This is a genomic window from Streptomyces sp. NPDC002467 (assembly GCF_042889825.1).
GTDB lineage: Bacteria > Actinomycetota > Actinomycetes > Streptomycetales > Streptomycetaceae > Streptomyces.
The window spans coordinates 142,526-159,850 of the sequence record NZ_JBIARJ010000011.1 but is presented as its reverse complement, the minus strand read 5'-3'; the positions used below and the strand labels follow the sequence as shown (position 1 = coordinate 159,850).

Annotated in this window: 19 protein-coding genes; 15 read left to right on the top strand and 4 right to left on the bottom strand. The window is 72.7% G+C overall.

The window, feature by feature from the left end; genetic code table 11:
* Window positions 1-10 precede the first annotated feature (10 nt).
* On the bottom strand, window positions 11-1,018 hold the full coding sequence (gene coaA / locus ACFYYJ_RS23265) for a type I pantothenate kinase (protein WP_384585766.1): 1,008 nt from the start codon (window positions 1,016-1,018) through the stop codon (window positions 11-13).
* 299 nt (window positions 1,019-1,317) lie between these two features.
* Between coaA and ACFYYJ_RS23260 the strand changes: the two genes are divergently transcribed.
* The 8 genes from ACFYYJ_RS23260 (at window position 1,318) to ACFYYJ_RS23225 (ending at window position 9,465) form a co-directional block, all read left to right on the top strand.
* Window positions 1,318-2,088, top strand: a complete 771-nt coding sequence (locus ACFYYJ_RS23260) for a hypothetical protein (RefSeq protein WP_385126251.1) — start codon at window positions 1,318-1,320, stop codon at window positions 2,086-2,088.
* A gap of 108 nt (window positions 2,089-2,196) precedes the next feature.
* Window positions 2,197-4,044, top strand: a complete 1,848-nt coding sequence (gene glmS / locus ACFYYJ_RS23255) for a glutamine--fructose-6-phosphate transaminase (isomerizing) (RefSeq protein ID WP_385126250.1) — start codon at window positions 2,197-2,199, stop codon at window positions 4,042-4,044.
* A gap of 28 nt (window positions 4,045-4,072) precedes the next feature.
* Window positions 4,073-4,441 carry a holo-ACP synthase gene (locus tag ACFYYJ_RS23250; protein WP_384745051.1) on the top strand — a complete coding sequence of 123 codons (369 nt, stop codon included), beginning with the start codon at window positions 4,073-4,075 and terminating at the stop codon, window positions 4,439-4,441.
* 3 nt (window positions 4,442-4,444) lie between these two features.
* Complete coding sequence (locus ACFYYJ_RS23245) at window positions 4,445-5,833, top strand: NAD(P)H-hydrate dehydratase (protein ID WP_389135017.1); 1,389 nt, start codon at window positions 4,445-4,447, stop codon at window positions 5,831-5,833.
* Window positions 5,834-6,213: 380 nt separating this feature from the next.
* Entirely contained in the window at window positions 6,214-7,356 is a 1,143-nt protein-coding gene (gene alr / locus ACFYYJ_RS23240; protein WP_385365280.1) for an alanine racemase, read from the top strand.
* Window positions 7,301-8,569: an alpha/beta fold hydrolase gene (locus ACFYYJ_RS23235; protein ID WP_385365278.1), complete on the top strand. Its 1,269-nt coding sequence runs from the start codon at window positions 7,301-7,303 to the stop codon at window positions 8,567-8,569. Before alr ends, ACFYYJ_RS23235 begins: the two co-directional genes overlap by 56 nt.
* Window positions 8,517-9,107 (top strand): tRNA (adenosine(37)-N6)-threonylcarbamoyltransferase complex ATPase subunit type 1 TsaE, encoded by a 591-nt coding sequence (gene tsaE / locus ACFYYJ_RS23230; protein ID WP_385126246.1) that lies wholly within the window; start codon window positions 8,517-8,519, stop codon window positions 9,105-9,107. Before ACFYYJ_RS23235 ends, tsaE begins: the two co-directional genes overlap by 53 nt.
* Window positions 9,108-9,246: 139 nt before the next feature.
* Complete coding sequence (locus tag ACFYYJ_RS23225; RefSeq protein WP_385126244.1) at window positions 9,247-9,465, top strand: hypothetical protein; 219 nt, start codon at window positions 9,247-9,249, stop codon at window positions 9,463-9,465.
* Between the two features lie 34 nt (window positions 9,466-9,499).
* On the opposite strand, the gene ACFYYJ_RS23220 is transcribed toward ACFYYJ_RS23225, so the two are convergent.
* Window positions 9,500-10,057 carry a hypothetical protein gene (locus ACFYYJ_RS23220; protein WP_389135010.1) on the bottom strand — a complete coding sequence of 186 codons (558 nt, stop codon included), beginning with the start codon at window positions 10,055-10,057 and terminating at the stop codon, window positions 9,500-9,502.
* A 146-nt stretch (window positions 10,058-10,203) separates the two neighbouring features.
* Between ACFYYJ_RS23220 and tsaB the strand changes: the two genes are divergently transcribed.
* The 5 genes from tsaB to ACFYYJ_RS23195 are packed head-to-tail and all read left to right on the top strand — an operon-like array spanning window position 10,204 to window position 13,460.
* Window positions 10,204-10,866 (top strand): tRNA (adenosine(37)-N6)-threonylcarbamoyltransferase complex dimerization subunit type 1 TsaB, encoded by a 663-nt coding sequence (gene tsaB, locus ACFYYJ_RS23215; protein WP_385126242.1) that lies wholly within the window; start codon window positions 10,204-10,206, stop codon window positions 10,864-10,866.
* A 38-nt stretch (window positions 10,867-10,904) separates the two neighbouring features.
* Window positions 10,905-11,387, top strand: coding sequence for a ribosomal protein S18-alanine N-acetyltransferase (rimI, locus tag ACFYYJ_RS23210; protein WP_385126297.1), 483 nt, complete (start codon window positions 10,905-10,907; stop codon window positions 11,385-11,387).
* Window positions 11,380-12,519 carry a tRNA (adenosine(37)-N6)-threonylcarbamoyltransferase complex transferase subunit TsaD gene (gene tsaD, locus ACFYYJ_RS23205; protein WP_389135005.1) on the top strand — a complete coding sequence of 380 codons (1,140 nt, stop codon included), beginning with the start codon at window positions 11,380-11,382 and terminating at the stop codon, window positions 12,517-12,519. Before rimI ends, tsaD begins: the two co-directional genes overlap by 8 nt.
* Window positions 12,516-12,785, top strand: a complete 270-nt coding sequence (locus ACFYYJ_RS23200) for a hypothetical protein (protein WP_384595217.1) — start codon at window positions 12,516-12,518, stop codon at window positions 12,783-12,785. Before tsaD ends, ACFYYJ_RS23200 begins: the two co-directional genes overlap by 4 nt.
* A 33-nt stretch (window positions 12,786-12,818) precedes the next feature.
* Window positions 12,819-13,460 carry a hypothetical protein gene (locus ACFYYJ_RS23195; RefSeq protein ID WP_385126240.1) on the top strand — a complete coding sequence of 214 codons (642 nt, stop codon included), beginning with the start codon at window positions 12,819-12,821 and terminating at the stop codon, window positions 13,458-13,460.
* Here ACFYYJ_RS23195 and ACFYYJ_RS23190 read toward each other — a convergent pair.
* A complete protein-coding gene (locus ACFYYJ_RS23190) occupies window positions 13,444-13,851 on the bottom strand; it encodes a VOC family protein (RefSeq protein WP_385126239.1) in 408 nt (135 codons plus the stop codon). The genes ACFYYJ_RS23195 and ACFYYJ_RS23190 overlap by 17 nt on opposite strands.
* Window positions 13,852-14,063: 212 nt before the next feature.
* Window positions 14,064-15,272, bottom strand: coding sequence for a methyltransferase domain-containing protein (locus ACFYYJ_RS23185; protein ID WP_385365266.1), 1,209 nt, complete (start codon window positions 15,270-15,272; stop codon window positions 14,064-14,066).
* 119 nt (window positions 15,273-15,391) lie between these two features.
* Here ACFYYJ_RS23185 and ACFYYJ_RS23180 point away from each other — a divergent pair, with 119 nt between their 5' ends.
* On the top strand, window positions 15,392-16,345 hold the full coding sequence (locus ACFYYJ_RS23180) for a polysaccharide deacetylase family protein (RefSeq protein ID WP_385126235.1): 954 nt from the start codon (window positions 15,392-15,394) through the stop codon (window positions 16,343-16,345).
* Window positions 16,342-17,238 carry a polysaccharide deacetylase family protein gene (locus tag ACFYYJ_RS23175; RefSeq protein WP_389134999.1) on the top strand — a complete coding sequence of 299 codons (897 nt, stop codon included), beginning with the start codon at window positions 16,342-16,344 and terminating at the stop codon, window positions 17,236-17,238. Before ACFYYJ_RS23180 ends, ACFYYJ_RS23175 begins: the two co-directional genes overlap by 4 nt.
* The last annotated feature ends 87 nt before the right edge of the window (window positions 17,239-17,325 follow it).

The window sequence follows — 17,325 nt, the reverse complement described above, 5'->3', positions numbered from 1 at the left end:
CTCGGGGGCGCTAGAGCTTGCGCAGGCTCAGCTTCTGGACCTTGTGGTCCGGTCCCTTGCGCACGACCAGGGTCGCGCGGCCTCGGGTGGGGGCCACGTTCTCCAGCAGGTTGGGCTTGTTGACGGTGCGCCACATCGTCTGCGCGTACTCCATGGCCTCCTCCTCGGAGACCTGGGTGTACTTGCGGAAGTAGGAGAAGGGATTCTGGAAGGCGGTCTCGCGCAGCTTCCGGAAGCGGCCCAGGTACCAGCGCTCGATGTCCTCGGGGCGCGCGTCCACGTACACGCTGAAGTCGAAGTAGTCGGCGAGCGCGACGCGGGTGCGGCCGTCCGTCCCGGGGAGGGCCGGCTGGAGCACGTTCAGGCCCTCGACGATGAGGATGTCCGGGCGGCGTACGACGAGCTCCTCGCCCGGCACGATGTCGTAGATCAGGTGCGAGTAGACGGGGGCCCGCACCTCGTCCTTGCCGGCCTTGATGTCGGCGACGAACCGGGTGAGCGCGCGGCGGTCGTAGGACTCGGGGAAGCCCTTGCGGGAGGTGAGCCCGCGCCGCTGGAGCTCCTTCATCGGGTAGAGGAACCCGTCGGTGGTGACCAGCTCCACGCGCGGGTGTTCGGGCCAGCGGGCCAGCAGGGCCTGGAGCAGACGGGCCACGGTCGACTTGCCGACGGCGACCGAACCGGCGACGCCTATGACGAAGGGGGTGCCCGTCTGCGCGCCGTGGCCGTTGCCCGCGTCGCCGAGGAAGGTGTTCAGGGTGCCGCGGAGGTTGCTGGTGGCGCCGACGTAGAGGTTGAGCAGGCGCGAGAGCGGCAGGTACACGTCGCGGACCTCGTCGAGGTCGATGACGTCACCGAGGCCGCGCAGCCGCTCCACCTCCTCAGCGGTCAGCGGCAGCGGCGTGCGCTCGCGCAGTGCGCTCCACTCGGCGCGGGTGAGGTCGACGTACGGGGAGGCGTCGGGGCCCCGGCGGGGAGCGGGGCGGGTGGGGTGCCCGTCCCGGCCGGTGCGCTCCATCGCGCTGTCAGGCGTGCTTCGTGGCGGCGAAGTGATCACACCGCCATTGTCGGGGCTCGGAGGCGGTTGTGGGTGGTGTGGTCGGTCACGTGACCGGAGGGGTTGTACGGGGGTGGGTACCGGCTCTGTCGCCGTGCGGTCTCGTCGTGGTCACGATCGCCGGCGGAAGCGAAATGATCCGAATGCGTGATCGTTTCACCGGTACATTGCCTGACACCGCAGTTCCGAAGCGCGCCCCGGCCCCGCCGACGGGCGCCGCTCCTGCTGTTCTCTGATCGCAATCCTGGGGGAGATCCATCGTGCGCACCGCACTCGTCCGTCGTACCGTCCTGACCGCTTCCGCCGTGTCCCTGGCCCTGCTCGCCACCGCGTGCGGCTCCGACAAGGCGGACGACAAGAAGGCGGACGCCAAGCCTTCCGCCGCCGCGACCTCGGCGGCCCCGGCCGCCAAGGCGAAGACCTCCGCCGAGCTGACCGGCGTGCTCGTGGTCCAGGCGGACCTGCCCAACCACGTGGTCAAGCCGGCCACCGCGGCCGAGCTCGCCGCCGCGGCGGGCACCAAGAGCGACAAGCCGGAGTGCCAGCCGCTGGTCTCCGCGCAGTCGATGGCCCCGATCGGCACCGTCGTGGGCACCGCCGGGACCAAGGCCGTAGCCAAGGGCAAGGAGCCGGCCGCCGACGCCAGCCCCGAGGAGAAGCTGAAGGCCGGTCTGGACGCCCTGGGTGCCACCGCCACCTCGGTCTCCCTCCACTCCTACGAGGGCAAGGGCGCCGCGGAGGCCTTCGCCACCCTCAAGACGGCGGGCACGGCCTGCGCCGGCGGTTACACGGGCGGCCAGGGCGGCGACTCGCTGAAGATCACGAAGGTGGCCCCGGGTGCCGCCGTCACCGCGGGCGACGAGGCCCTCGCGTACACCGTGACGGGTGACGCGGACGGCAGCCCGATGAGCATGGAGCTCGTGGTCGTCCGCAAGGGCGGCACCCTGGCGACCTTCTCGGCCGTGAGCCTGGCCGGCGCCGCCGAGCAGCCGAAGGCCGTCGTCGACGCGCAGGTCAAGAAGCTCGGCTGAACACCGGCCGACTGACCGTCATCCCCGCCCCGGCGAATGCGCCGGGGCGGGGATTTCGTCTGGTTCGGGTACGGGGCAGACGGCCGGAGACGGCGTACCCTGCGGCCTATGTGCGGAATTGTGGGTTACGTGGGAGCGCAGTCTGCGCTCGATGTGGTCATCGCCGGACTCAAGCGGCTGGAGTACCGCGGCTACGACTCGGCCGGGGTCGCCGTCCTCTCCGACGGGGAGCTGGCGTCCGTCAAGAAGGCCGGGAAACTCGTCAATCTGGAGAAGGAGCTGGTGGGGCACCCGCTGCCGGCCGGTTCCACGGGGCTCGGGCACACCCGGTGGGCGACCCACGGCGGGCCCACCGACGTCAACGCCCACCCGCACCTCGACAACTCGGGGCGCGTGGCCGTCGTCCACAACGGCATCATCGAGAACTTCGCCCTGCTCCGCGCCGAACTCGCCGAGCGCGGGCACCGGCTGGAGTCCGAGACGGACACCGAGGTCGTCGCGCACCTGCTGGCGGAGCGGTTCTCGGCCACCGGGGACCTCGCCGAGGCCATGCGGCAGGTGTGCCGCCGGCTGGAGGGCGCCTTCACCCTCGTCGCCGTGCACGCGGACGTACCGGACGTGGTGGTCGGCGCGCGCCGCAACTCCCCCCTGGTGGTGGGCGTCGGCGAGGACGAGAACTTCCTCGCCTCGGACGTCGCCGCGTTCATCGCCCACACCCGCTCCGCGATCGAGTTGGGCCAGGACCAGGTCGTTGAGCTCCGCCGCGACGGGGTCACGGTCACCAACTTCGACGGTTCGGAGGCGTCCGTGCGGGCGTACCACGTCGACTGGGACGCCTCGGCGGCCGAGAAGGGGGGTTACGACTACTTCATGCTCAAGGAGATCGCAGAGCAGCCGAAGGCCGTCGCCGACACCCTCCTGGGCCGGATCGACGCGAGCGGCTCGCTGAGCCTGGACGAGGTGCGCATCCCCGTCTCGGTCCTCCGCGAGGTCGACAAGGTCGTGATCGTGGCGTGCGGTACGGCCTACCACGCCGGCATGATCGCGAAGCTGGCCATCGAGCACTGGACCCGCATCCCCTGCGAGACGGAGCTGGCGAGCGAGTTCCGCTACCGCGACCCGATCCTCGACCAGCGGACGCTGGTCGTCGCGATCTCGCAGTCCGGCGAGACCATGGACACCCTCATGGCGCTGCGGCACGCGCGCGAGCAGGGGGCCAAGGTGCTGGCCATCTGCAACACGAACGGGTCGACGATCCCGCGCGAATCGGACGCGGTGCTGTACACGCACGCCGGTCCGGAGGTGGCCGTCGCCTCGACCAAGGCGTTCCTGACGCAGCTGGTGGCCTGCTACCTGGTCGCGCTGTACCTCGGGCAGGTCCGCGGCACCAAGTGGGGCGACGAGATCCGCGCCGTGGTCCGGGAGCTGTCGGACATCGCCGCGGCCGTGGACACCGTCCTGGAGACCATGGAGCCCGTACGCAAGCTCGCGCGCTCCCTCGCCGACAAGAACACCGTGCTGTTCCTGGGCCGGCACGTCGGCTACCCGGTGGCGCTGGAGGGCGCGCTCAAGCTCAAGGAGCTGGCGTACATGCACGCCGAGGGCTTCGCGGCGGGCGAGCTCAAGCACGGACCGATCGCGCTGATCGAGAAGGACCTGCCGGTCGTGGTGGTCGTCCCGTCGTCGCGCGGGCGTTCCGTCCTCCACGACAAGATCGTGTCGAACATCCAGGAGATCCGGGCGCGGGGGGCGCGGACCATCGTGATCGCGGAGGAGGGCGACGAGGCGGTCGTCCCGTACGCCGACCACCTGATCCGGATCCCGGCGACGCCGACGCTGCTCCAGCCGCTGGTGGCCACGGTGCCGTTGCAGGTCTTCGCGTGCGAGTTGGCGACGGCGCGCGGCAACGAGGTGGACCAGCCGCGTAACCTCGCGAAGTCGGTGACGGTGGAGTGAGCGAGAAGCGGTAAGTGGGGCTGTCGTTGTGATTATCGGCGTCGGGATCGACGTGGCGGAGATCGAGCGGTTCGGCGAGGTCATGGAGCGGACGCCGAGGATGGCGCAGCGGCTGTTCCTCGACTCCGAGTTGACGCTGCCGAGCGGCGAGCGGCGCGGAATCGCCTCGCTCGCCGCGCGGTTCGCCGCGAAGGAGGCCCTGGCCAAGGCCCTGGGCGCGCCGGCCGGTCTGCTGTGGACCGACGCCGAGGTGTACGTGGAGGACAGCGGGCGGCCCCGGCTGCGGGTCACCGGCACGGTGGAGGCGAGGGCGGCGGCGCTGGGCGTGAAGTCCTGGCACATCTCGCTGAGCCACGACGCCGGGGTGGCCTCCGCGGTGGTGATCGCCGAGGGTTGATCCATGCGTACTGCTTACAGCGTGGAGACCGTACGGGGCGCCGAGCGGGAGTTGATGGCCCGGCTGCCCGAAGGCACCCTCATGCAGCGGGCGGCGGCCGGACTGGCCGCCGCCTGCGCGGGACTGCTCGGGCGGGTGTACGGGGCCCGGGTGGTGCTGCTCGTCGGGCCCGGGGACAACGGCGGCGACGCGCTGTACGCGGGCGCGCGGCTGGCCCGGCGGGGCGCCGGGGTGACCGCGGTGCCGATGGATCCGGCGCGGATGCACGCGGGCGGCCTGGCCGCGCTGCGGGCCGCCGGGGGGCGGGTGGAGGAGTCGGTCCCGGCCCGGGCCGACCTGGTGCTCGACGGTCTGGTCGGCATCGGCGGGCGCGGTGGGCTGCGGCCGGCGGCGGCCGCGTTGGTCGAACGGATCCCGGCGGGTGCCGTGGTGGTGGCCGTGGACCTGCCGAGCGGGGTCGACGCCGACTCCGGGGAGGTGGCGGGGGCGGCCGTCACGGCCGACGTCACCGTGACCTTCGGGGCGTACAAGCCCGGCCTGCTGATCGACCCCGGGGCCTCGCGGACGGGCGCGGTGCGGCTGGTCGACATCGGCCTGGAGCTGCCGTCGCCCGATGTCGAGGCCTTGCAGCACGCGGACGTGGCGGAGCTGCTCCCGGTCCCCACGGCGTCGAGCGACAAGTACCGCCGGGGCGTGGTCGGGATCGTCGCCGGGTCCGCGCAGTACCCGGGCGCGGCGGTGCTGGCCGTGGCGGGAGCGCTGCGCGGCGGCGCGGGCGCGGTGCGGTACGTGGGGCCGGCCGCGGACGCGGTGCTGGCCCGTTTCCCGGAGACGTTGATCGGGCGGGGCCGGGTACAGGCGTGGGTGGTCGGGCCGGGGCTGGGGGAGGGGCGCGCCGGGGAGGTCGCGCGGGTGCTGGCGGAGGACGTGCCCGTACTGGTCGACGCGGACGGGCTGCGCGGCCTGGACGCGGGGGCGCTGCGGGCGCGCACGTCCCCGACGCTGCTGACCCCGCACGCGGGGGAGGCCGCGGCGCTGCTGGGGGTGCCGCGGGAGTCGGTGGAGGCGGGACGGCTGGGGTCCGTAGGGGATCTGGCGGGGCGTTACGGGGCGGCGGTGCTGCTGAAGGGCTCCACGACGCTGGTCGCCTCCGGCGGTTCGCCCGTGCGGGTGAACCCGACGGGGACGCCGTGGCTGGCCACCGCGGGGAGCGGGGACGTGCTGTCCGGACTGGCCGGGGCCCTCCTGGCGGGCGGCCTGTCGGCGGCGGACGCGGGCTCGGTGGCGGCCTACCTCCACGGCCTGGCGGCCCGCCTGAACGGGGGCCCGCTCCTGGCCCAGGACGTCGCCGCCACCCTCCCGGACGCGTGGCGCAACGTCCGCCGCCCTTGACCCGGCCGGGCCGCTGGGGCTCTGCCCCGCACCCCGCGCCTCAAACGCCGGCGGGGCTGGATTCGGCTGCTGCCGTCCGCCAGGTGCGGGCTGAATTGCCCGCAGGGCAGGTCCAGCCTGCACGGACGGATCCGGCCCCGCCGGGAGCGAAATCCAGCCCCGCCGGCGTTTGAGGCGCGGGGTCCGGGGCGGAGCCCCGGGTCTTTGAGCCGCGGCGACGATCGAGGCGCGGGGGTCCGGGGCGGAGACCCGGGGAACGGTGGAAGGGCGGGGAGGGGACGGCCCCGCGCAGCGGCCGCCGCCAGGCCCGCGGCGGCGCCCCGCGGGTCGTGGCGGCGCCAGGGGCCGGCCCTGGGAGGGGTTCTGAGAGACTGGGGGCGATGAACGAGACACCGATGCGCGTGTACGCCGAGATCGATCTTGACGCCGTGCGGGCGAACGTGCGCGCCCTGCGCGAACGGGCGCCCCGGGCCGAGGTGATGGCCGTGGTCAAGGCGGACGCCTACGGGCACGGAGCCCTGGCCTGCGCACGGGCCGCCCAGGAGGCCGGTGCGACCTGGCTCGGCACCGCCACCCCCGACGAGGCGCTCGCCCTGCGCGCGGCCGGCGTCGAGGGCCGGATCATGTGCTGGCTCTGGACCCCCGGCGGGCCCTGGCGGGAGGCCGTGGAGGCCGACATCGACGTCTCCGTCAGCGGCATGTGGGCGCTGGAAGAGGTCCGCGAGGCCGCCCGCGCCGCCGGCCGCACCGCCCGCATCCAGCTCAAGGCCGACACCGGCCTCGGCCGCAACGGCTGCCAGCCCGCCGACTGGGAGGAACTGGTCACCGCGGCCGTCGCCGCCCAGACGGAGGGCACCGTCAACGTCACCGGCATCTGGTCGCACTTCGCCTGCGCCGACGAGCCCGGCCACCCGTCGATCCGGCTCCAGCTCGCCGCGTTCCGCGACATGCTCGCGTACGCCGAGAAGGAGGGCGTCGAGCCCGAGGTGCGGCACATGGCCAACTCGCCCGCCACGCTCACCCTCCCCGAGTCGCACTTCGACCTGGTGCGTCCCGGACTCGCGATCTACGGGGTGTCGCCGGCCCCCGAACTCGGCACCCCCGCCGAGCTCGGGCTGCGGCCCGCGATGGCCCTCAAGGCCCGCGTGGCGCTCGTCAAGACCGTCCCCGCCGGGCACGGCGTCAGCTACGGGCACCATTACGTCACCGAGCACGAGACCGCGCTCGCCCTCATCCCGGCCGGCTACGCCGACGGGGTCCCGCGGCACGCCTCGGGGGCCGGACCGGTCCTCGTCGGCGGCAAGGTCCGTACGGTCGCCGGGCGCGTCGCCATGGACCAGTTCGTGGTCGACCTGGACGGAGACGGGGACCGGGTCCGCGTCGGCGACGAGGCCGTCATCTTCGGGGACGCGGAGCGCGGTGAACCCACCGCCGAGGACTGGGCTCAGGCGGCACACACGATCGCGTATGAGATCGTCACCCGTATCGGTGGCCGAGTGCCCCGGGTGTACCTCGGCAGCTGAGCGGAGTGAGGGCGGCGGCGTGAGCGAGAACTGGCGCAAGGCCGGCTGGGCCGGTGCCGCGATCGGCGTGATGGCCGCGGGCGCCGCGGCCGGTGTCGCGGTCGAACGGATCACCGTCGGGCGGGGCATGCGCATGAAGGCGCGCCTCGCGCTCGATGCCGCCGGGGACTACGGGTCCCTGCGCGGGACGGAGGGGATCTGCCGGGCCGAGGACGCCACCGAGCTCCACTACGAGATCGACGAGCTCCCCGAGGAGGCCGCGCGGCCCCGGTCACGGCTGCGCCGCAAACCCGCCCCCCAGCCCACCGTCGTGTTCTGCCACGGCTACTGCCTCTCCCAGGACTCCTGGCACTTCCAGCGCGCCGCCCTGCGCGGAGTGGTCCGTTCCGTCTACTGGGACCAGCGCAGCCACGGCCGCAGCGCCCGGGGCCTCGCCCAGGCGGACGGCGAGCCGCTGACCATAGACCAGCTCGGCCGCGACCTGAAGGCCGTGATCGACGCGACCGCGCCCGAGGGCCCGCTGATCCTGGTGGGTCACTCGATGGGCGGAATGACCATCATGGCGCTCGCCGACCAGTACCCCGAGCTCGTGCGGGACCGGGTGGTCGGCGTGGCCCTGGTCGGGACCTCCAGCGGCCGGCTCGGCGAGGTGACGTACGGGCTGCCCTCCGTCGGCGTGGGCGCCGTACGCCGGCTGCTGCCCGGGGTGCTCAAGGCGCTCGGCTCGCAGGTCGAGCTGGTGGAGAAGGGCCGCCGGGCCACCGCGGACCTGTTCGCGGGCATGATCAAGATGTACTCGTTCGGTTCCAAGGACGTGGACCCGGGCGTCGCGCGCTTCGCGGAGAGGCTGATCGAGGCCACCCCGATCGACGTGGTCGCCGAGTTCTACCCGGCCTTCCAGACCCACGACAAGACCGAGGCGCTCCAGCGCTTCGAGGGCCTGCCCGTCGTCGTCATGGCCGGCGACAACGACATGATCACCCCGCCCGCGCACAGCACGGCCATCAAGGAGGCCCTGCCCGGCGCCGAACTGGTGCTCCTGGAGTCCACCGGGCACCTGATGATGCTCGAACGCCCCGAGACCGTGACCCTGCTGCTCATGGAGCTGCTGGCCCGCACCGGCGCGGTGACGGTCCCCGTAGCGACTAACGTTGGCCCGCATGGAAGAAGTACCGCTGGAAGCACAGCGCAGCCAGGCAGCACCGGCACCTGAGGCCGGGCACTCCGAGGGCACGGAGCGTGCCGGCACGGAGGCCCGGATCACCGTCGACTCCCCGGACGCCATGCAGGACCTGGGCCGCAGGATCGCGGGGCTGCTGCGCCCCGGCGACCTCGTCCTGTTGACCGGTGAGCTGGGCGCCGGCAAGACGACCCTGACGCGCGGGCTCGGCGAGGGCCTGGGCGTGCGCGGGGCCGTGACCTCGCCGACCTTCGTCATCGCCCGCGTACACCCCTCGCTGTCCGGCGGACCGGCGCTGGTGCACGTGGACGCGTACCGCCTGGGCGGCGGGCTGGACGAGATGGAGGACCTGGACCTCGACGTCTCGCTGCCCGAGTCCGTGATCGTCGTGGAGTGGGGCGACGGCAAGGTGGAGGAGCTGTCCGACGACCGGCTGCACGTGGTGATCGCGCGCGCGGTCGGCCACGAGGAGGTCCTGGACGACGTCCGGGAGGTGTCCGTGCGCGGGATCGGGGCGCGCTGGGCCGCCGGCGCCGGGGTCGAGGCGCTCGCCGGGGCCCTCTCGGAGTAGGCGCAACCGACTCGGAGCAAACGTACCGACAACCCGTCGGCAAGATATTGCGCTCGTGGCAGCGCTCGTGATGACATGGTACCGAGCGTTTCTTAGGTATGCCTAAGTTCGGCGTCCCCGGGCCCAGGAGGCAGCAGCCATGTCGGCACCAGCAGGAGCACCGCGCGAGCCCCGTGACCCCCGCCCCTCCGCGTCCGCGTCCGCCTCGGGGTCCGCCGTGTCCATGCGGGCACTGCTCGCCGCGGGAGTGGCCGCCACCGCCGTCTCGACGCCGCCCGCGCGGGCCGGCGCACCGGGCGGGGACGAGCCGGAGGACGACGTACGAGAACAGGCCGCTCCGGAGTCCGAAGCGGCCTGAGTCACACGTACGGGTGAACCTGCGGGTGGGCCCGTCACGGCATGACGACGACCTTCGAGCCGATCGTCGCGAAGCCCCACATCGCGTCGCCGTCGGCGCGCGCCATGCGGATGCCTCCGGTCTTCTTGCCCGGATCGGGCTCCGGCGTCGCGCCGTCCACGCGGGCGCTGAAGCCGACCGCCACGCCCTCCGTGGTCGCGAACCGCACGACGTGCTCGATCGGCACCCCGTCCGAACCGGTCACCGTGCCCGAGCGCGAACCGACCGTGTAACTGCCCGCCTTCGGGTGCACCGTGCTCGGCATCACCGCGAACGACTTCGTCTCCTGCCCGACCGGTCCGACCAGCCACACCCGCTTCTGGCTCACCGAGTACACGACGCGCGTACCGGTCCCGGAACCCTCGGGAACGGCGACCGGCTTCGCCGGGTCCTGCTTCGCGGCCGCCGGGCTCGGGGCGGGCGAAGGCTGCTGCGCGGCCGCCTTCGGAGGATGCGCGGGGGCCGTCGCCGAGGCCTGGTAGCCGAGGAACCCGACTGCGGCGATCGCCGCGGCGGTGAGCCCGGCCACGATTCCCGAGCTGCTGCGTGCCACCTTGCTCCACCTCTCCGATCCGACCCGTCATCCGGACCGGTCGACTGCACCGAACACCGGACCGACACCTGCGTCGAAAGGTAGCAGCAGGGCCGCCGTTCGACCGGCCGCAAGGGCCGGGGCCGCGGGAGTCGTAGGCTGTTCGCGTGCTCTTGCTCGCTGTAGATACCGCCACGCCCGCCGTCACCGTCGCCCTGCACGACGGCGAGTCCGTCCTCGCCGAGTCGAACCAGGTCGACGCCCGCCGACACGGGGAGCTGCTGCTGCCCTCCGTGGACAAGGTCCTCGCCGAGGCAGGGGTCAAGCTCGAAGCCGTCACCGGCATCGTCGTCGGCGTCGGCCCGGGTCCTTACACGGGCCTGCGCGTCGGCCTCGTCACCGCCTCCACCTTCGCGACCGTGCTGGGCGTGCCCGTGCACGGCCTGTGCACCCTCGACGGGCTCGCGTACGCCGCCGGGGCCGCGGGGATCGAAGGCCCCTTCGTCGTCGCCACCGACGCGCGGCGCAAGGAGGTGTACTGGGCGCGCTACGAGGACCCGCGCACGCGCGTCGCCGAGCCCGCGGTCGACCGCCCGGCCGACATCGCCGACCAGGTCGCCGGGCTGCCCGCGGTGGGCCAGGGCGCGCTCCTGTACCCGGACGTCTTCACCGGCGCGCGGGAACCCGAGCACCAGTCGGCCGCCGCGCTGGCCTCGCTGGCCGTGGAACGGCTGGCGGCCGGGCAGGAGTTCCTGCCCCCGACTCCGCTCTACCTGCGCCGGCCCGACGCCCAGGTGCCGAAGAACTACAAGGTGGTCACCCCGCAGTGACCCCAGTGACCCCGGCGGCCTCCCACACGCTGCGCGAGATGCGCTGGTGGGACATCGCGCCCGTGCTCGACCTGGAGCACGAGCTGTTCCCCGACGACGCCTGGTCCGCCGGGATGTTCTGGTCCGAGCTCGCCCACGCCCGCGGCCCGCGGTCCACGCGCCGCTACGTCGTCGCGGAAGAGCCCTCATCCGGCCGGCTCGTCGGATACGCGGGACTGGCCGCGGCCGGTGACCTGGCCGACGTACAGACCATCGCCGTCGCCCGCGACCAGTGGGGGACCGGGCTCGGCGCGCGGCTCCTCACCGAGCTGCTGCGCGCCGCCACCGCCTTCGAGTGCGCCGAGGTGCTGCTGGAGGTACGGGTCGACAACACCCGCGCCCAGAAGCTCTACGAGCGCTTCGGCTTCGAGCCGATCGGCTTCCGGCGCGGCTACTACCAGCCCGGCAACATCGACGCGGTCGTCATGCGACTGACCGACCCCGCACAAGCACGAACTGAGAGCAGTGAGAGCAATGGCTGACGAACCGCTCGTCCTCGGCATCGAGACTTCCTGCGACGAGACCGGCGTCGGCGTCGTCCGCGGCACCACCCTGCTCGCGGACGCCATCGCGTCGAGCGTCGACGAGCACGCCCGCTTCGGCGGCGTCGTGCCCGAGGTGGCCTCCCGCGCCCACCTGGAGGCGATGGTCCCCACCATCGAGCGCGCCCTGAAGGAAGCCGGCGTCAGCGCCCGCGACCTCGACGGCATCGCCGTCACGGCCGGCCCGGGCCTCGCCGGCGCGCTGCTGGTCGGCGTCTCGGCGGCCAAGGCGTACGCGTACGCACTCGGCAAGCCGCTCTACGGGGTGAACCACCTCGCCTCGCACATCTGCGTGGACCAGCTGGAACACGGGCCGCTGCCGGAGCCGACCATGGCCCTGCTGGTATCCGGCGGGCACTCCTCGCTGCTGCTGGCCCCCGACATCACCTCCGACGTCCGGCCGCTCGGCGCGACCATCGACGACGCCGCCGGCGAGGCCTTCGACAAGATCGCGCGCGTGCTGCAGCTGGGCTTCCCCGGCGGCCCGGTCATCGACCGGCTCGCGAAGGAGGGCGACCCGAAGGCGATCAACTTCCCGCGCGGTCTGACCGGGCCGCGCGACGCGGCGTACGACTTCTCCTTCTCCGGACTGAAGACGGCCGTCGCCCGCTGGATCGAGGCGAAGCGGAACGCGGGCGAGGAGGTCCCGGTGCGCGACGTCGCGGCGTCCTTCCAGGAGGCCGTGGTCGACGTGCTGACGCGCAAGGCGATCCGGGCGTGCAAGGACGAGGGCGTCGACCACCTGATGATCGGCGGCGGCGTGGCGGCCAACTCCCGACTGCGCTCGCTCGCGCAGGAGCGGTGCGACGCCGCGGGGATCATCCTGCGGGTGCCGCGGCCGAAGCTGTGCACGGACAACGGCGCGATGGTCGCCGCGCTGGGCGCGGAGATGGTCAAGCGGAACCGGGCCGCCTCGGACTGGGACCTGTCGGCGGACTCCTCCCTCCCGGTGACGGACCCGCACGTGCCGGGGGTCGGGCACGCGCACGGCGACTCCGACTCCCACTCCCACTCGCACGGGCACGACCACGACCACGTGCACGAGCTGAGCAAGGACAACCTGTACTCGTGAGCACCGTCGCCCTGATGTGGGAGGCCCGGGCCGCCGACGGCCGGGGCAACGAACTGCTGGAGTGGGCGCGCGCCCAGGTCCTCGCCCGGGAGCCGGTGCGCCGCGAGGTGTTCCGGGCCCCGCAGGACCGGGTGCTCGTCATCACCTGGTGGGAGACGCCCGAGGGAGTGGCGGCCCAACTGCCGGAACTCCCGGAACCCGCCGCCGACTTGATCACGCGTGCGGTCCACCGCTGGCGCTTCGAGTCCGTCGAGACCACGCCGTAGGGGTTCGCGGGCACTGCGGATATGGTCATGTTCATGCCCCGCAGCGCCCTGCCACCCCTGCCGCCGCCCGCACACCTGCGCCCCTGGCTGGACGACGCCGTCCTGCGGGCCGACCGCGCACGGTTCCTGAACGACCTGAGCCGGCGCAATCTGAGCATAGGGCGGTTGCTGCTGTTGTGGGCCGTCGCGGCCGTCTTCGTGCTCGGCTGGACCTTCGTCTGCATGGCCTGGATGGCCCTGGAACGCCACGACCTGTTCGAGTACGCCCACGGCCTCATCTACGGCGTGCTCGGCGTGGGCGTGCTGATCCCCGCCGTGTTCTGGCTCGTCCGGGGCGTCCGGCAGGATCGGAAGGTGCGGCAACTGCTGTACGCCTGGGTGGAGTCGGACCACGATCCGGCCGCGGACGCCAGGCTCCGGGCGCCCGGGCAGAGCCTGGTCTGGCTGCTGGCCTCGTTGGCGGTGGGCGGGTTCGGGCTGTGGGCGGCCTTCGGCGCCGCGATCTCGACGGCCGGCCCGAGCCGCACGACCACCGGCGAGATCGCCTACCTCATGGGCACGGGCCAGATCATGTGGATCACGGGCCTGTTGGGCCTCGCCAAGGCGATCGTCCACTACCGCTGGGCGGTGCGCACCTTCCGGCCCCGGCGCCAGGTCCTCAGGACGCGAGGTTGAGCTGCCACGAGACGCCGAAGCGGTCGTTGACCCACCCGAACCGGGCGCTGAAACCGTACGAGCCCACCGGCATCAGCTCCGAGCCCTGCTCGGCGAGGGCCGCGTAGAGCCGGTCGAGCTCGGCCGCGCTCTCGCACTCCACGAAGAGCGACATCGCCGGCGTGAAACCGAAGCCGTGTTTGACGTGGCTGTCGATGCACTTGAACCGCTGCCCGGCGAGCGCGAACGTGGCGACCTTCACCGTGCCCGCCTCGCCCGGCCCGTCGGCGTCGTAGCGGACGATGTCGACGACCTCGGCGTCGTCGAACAGCGAGGCGTAGAAGGTCATCGCCTCCTCGGCCCTGCCCTCGAACATCAGGAACGTGGTGATCTTCTGCGGAGCCGAGGCCATGGTGGCTGCCTTCCCGGGGCGGTGCGACGGAACGAGGTGGGGGTCCCTCACAGCCGAGGCTAGGACAAGGGTCCGACACCGCCCCGGCGGCTCACGGGGCGGGCGGCGGGACGGGCACGGCCTGAGGCCGCGCACCACGCGGGCCGCACCGCGAGGGGCCGCACGGCCCCCGGGCACGTGGCGCCGGGCGCGCGGCAGTCGGCCGACCCGGGTCAGCGCGCGGGCTTCGCCGCAGGCGGTACGGCGGGCGGTACGGCCGGTGCACCGATCAGCATCGACGGAGCGCCCGCCACCCGCGTCAGGAACACCGTCGCCGAATTCGGCCCCTGCGGCTTGACCTTCTTGCGCAGTTCCTCGGGCTCGATCGCCGAGCCGCGCTTCTTCACGGTCAGGACGCCGACCCCGCGCTCGCGCAGCAGCGCCTTCAGCTTCTTCAGGCCGAACGGCAGCACGTCGGTGATCTCGTACGCCGTCGCGTACGGCGTCGCGCGCAGCTCGTCGGCGGTCACGTACGCGATGGTCGGGTCGATGAGCCGGCCGCCCAGCTGCTCGGCGACCTCCGCGACGAGGTGGGCGCGGATCACGGCGCCGTCGGGCTCGTACAGCCAGCGGCCCACCGGCCCCGCCTCCGGATCCGGCAGCGGATCGGCGGTGTGCAGCTCGCGCGGCCCCGGCAGCAGGGTGGCGCGGACCGTGCCGGGTGCGGTGCCGAACCAGAGCACGGCCTCCTTCACGTCCCCCTGGTCGGAGATCCACTCGGCCTCGGCCTCCTCGGGCACGGCCTCGTGCGGGATCCCGGGGGCGATCTTGATGGCCGCGTACTCGGCCGTACGGGCGGCGGCGACGGCCCAGGACAGCGGCGGCGAGTAGGACTCCGGGTCGAAGACCCGCCCGCGTCCGCCGCGTCGGGCGGGATCGATGAACACGGCGTCGAAGCCGGCCGTGTCCACCTCCGTCACATCGGCCTCCCGGACCTCGATCAGGTCCGCCAACCCCAGCGCCTCGGCGTTGGCCAGGGCGACGGCGCAGGTCAGCGGGTCGCGGTCGACGGCGAGCACGCGGATCCCGAGCCGCGCCAGCGCGAGCGCGTCCCCGCCGATGCCGCAGCACAGGTCGGCGACGCTGCGCACGCCGAGGTCCGCCAGCCGCCGCGCGCGGTACGCGGCCACGGAGGCGCGGGTGGCCATCTCGCCGCCGCCGGAGGTGAAGTACATCCGGAAGGCGTCCTCCGCGCCGAACTTCGCCACCGCGCGCTGCCGCAGCCGGGCCTGCCCGAGGGCTGCCGATACCAGCCCGGCGGGGTGCTCGCGGCGCAGCCGGGTGGCCACGGCCAGCTCCTGGGCAGGGTCGTAGTCGCGGAGCGAGTCGAGGAGGGCACGGCCCTCGGGGGTGAGGAGGGCGGCGAAGTCTTCGGGGGTCACGCCTCCATTGTCGGCGACGGCCGGTACGGGCCACCGGTATGGGCCACTCGATGGAAGGTGGCCGGCCCGTCGCGGTGTCTTCCGGGGAGGCTGCTCCGCAGGTGCCAGGATGCGCAGCTATGCAGCTAGTCGGACAAAAGGAAGATAAGGCGCAACACGGTCACCGGCGTGCGGCGATCCCGCACGGCCGGTTCGGGGTGGCACTGGCCGCCCTGCTCGTCGCCGCCCTCGGGACGGCGTGCGGCTCCACCGGCTCCGGCGGGGCGGAAAAGGCCGAGAAGACCAAGAAGACCGCCAAGGGCGCCGAAGGCGCGGCCGGCGCGATCGTCTCGCAGGCGGAACAGCTCAAGGCGGCCCAGCAGGCACGCGTCGCCGCGGCGAAGAAGTGGCACCTGGCCAAAACGCCGCTCGCCGCCCCGGCGGCGCCGAAGACGAAGCCCGAGATCACCACCCGCGACGGCTTCGAGGTGGAGGACCAGGAGAACCTGCCGCCGGTCTTCACCACCGTCCCGACGGAGGACAAGGTCGTCTTCCTGACCATCGACGACGGCGCGGAGAAGGACCCCGAGTTCCTGAAGATGATGCAGGAGCTGAAGATCCCGTACACGGCCTTCCTCAGCGACTACCTCGTGCGCGACAACTACCCGTATTTCAAGCAGATGCAGGCCGCGGGCGTCACGCTGAACAACCACACGCTCAACCACCGCTACATGCCCGCGCTCTCGTACGAGAAGCAGCGCGAGGAGATCTGCGGTCAGCAGGACACCATCCAGAAGGAGTTCGGCAAGCGCCCGACCCTCTTCCGGCCGCCGTACGGAAACTACAACCAGGACACGCTGAAGGCCGCGAAGTCCTGCGGCGTCAAGGCCGTCCCGCTGTGGAACGCCGAGGCGTTCACGAACCGGATGGACTACCGGGAGTGGGACCGCGATCTGCACCCCGGCGACATCATCCTCACGCACTTCCGCGGTAAGGAGGACTGGAAGGGCACGATGCCTGACATGATCCGTCATGTCATGAAGACCGTCACGGACAAGGGATATGCCGTGGCACGGCTGGAGGATTATCTGTGAAGCACGCGCGCCGGTTCGTAGCCGGGACGCTGGCGGCCGGCGCGCTCGCGCTGTCCCTTGCGGGGTGCGGGGACAGCGTGGACCCCATCGAGCGGCTCGGCCGCAAGACGGCGGAGGAGAAGCCGGGGGCGAAGGAGACGGGGACCGCCGGCTCGGCCGCCCCTTCGTCCCCGAGCGCCTCCGGCGGCACCGGCGCCTCGGACGACGCGTACAAGAAGTGGGGCCTGACCGCACCCCTCCAGTACGCGCAGAAGCCCGCGCAGAAGCCCCAGATACCGAAGGCGGCCCCCGGCAAGGTCCCGGTCGTAGACCGAATACCCGTCCCGGCCAACGACAAGATCGTCTTCCTGACCTTCGACGACGGCGCCGAGAAGGACCCCGAGTTCCTCAAGATGGCCGCCGATCTCAAGCTGCCGATCAGCATGTTCCTGACGGACAACGTGGCCGCGTCGGACTACGGCCACTTCGAAAAGCTCCGCGACAACGGCTCCGGCAGCACGATAAACAACCACACCCTGAGCCACCCCAATCTGCGGACCCTCTCCTACGAGGCGCAGAAGCGCGAGATATGCGGCCAGCAGGAGCGCCTGGAGAAGCGCTTCGGCAAGCGCCCACCGCTCTTCCGACCGCCCTTCGGCAACTACAACGACGACACCCTCCGGGCCGCCTCGGAGTGCGGAGTCTCGTCCATGGTGCTGTGGAAGGTCTCGATGCAGATCAACAACTTCCAGTACGCCGAGGGCTCCGCCCTCAAACCGGGCGACATCATCCTGGCCCACTTCCGCGGCCCCTCCGAGCTCAAGGGCTCGACGGAGATCCAGATGACGACCCGCATGCTCCAGCGCATCCAGGAACAGGGCTACCGCATAGGGCGCCTGGAGGACTACCTGTAGGGGCGGTGGGGGCGGTGGGGGCGGTGGGGGCGGTACGGGCTCACGCGCGAGCCGGACTCCCCCCTCGGCCCCGCCCCTCCGGGTGGG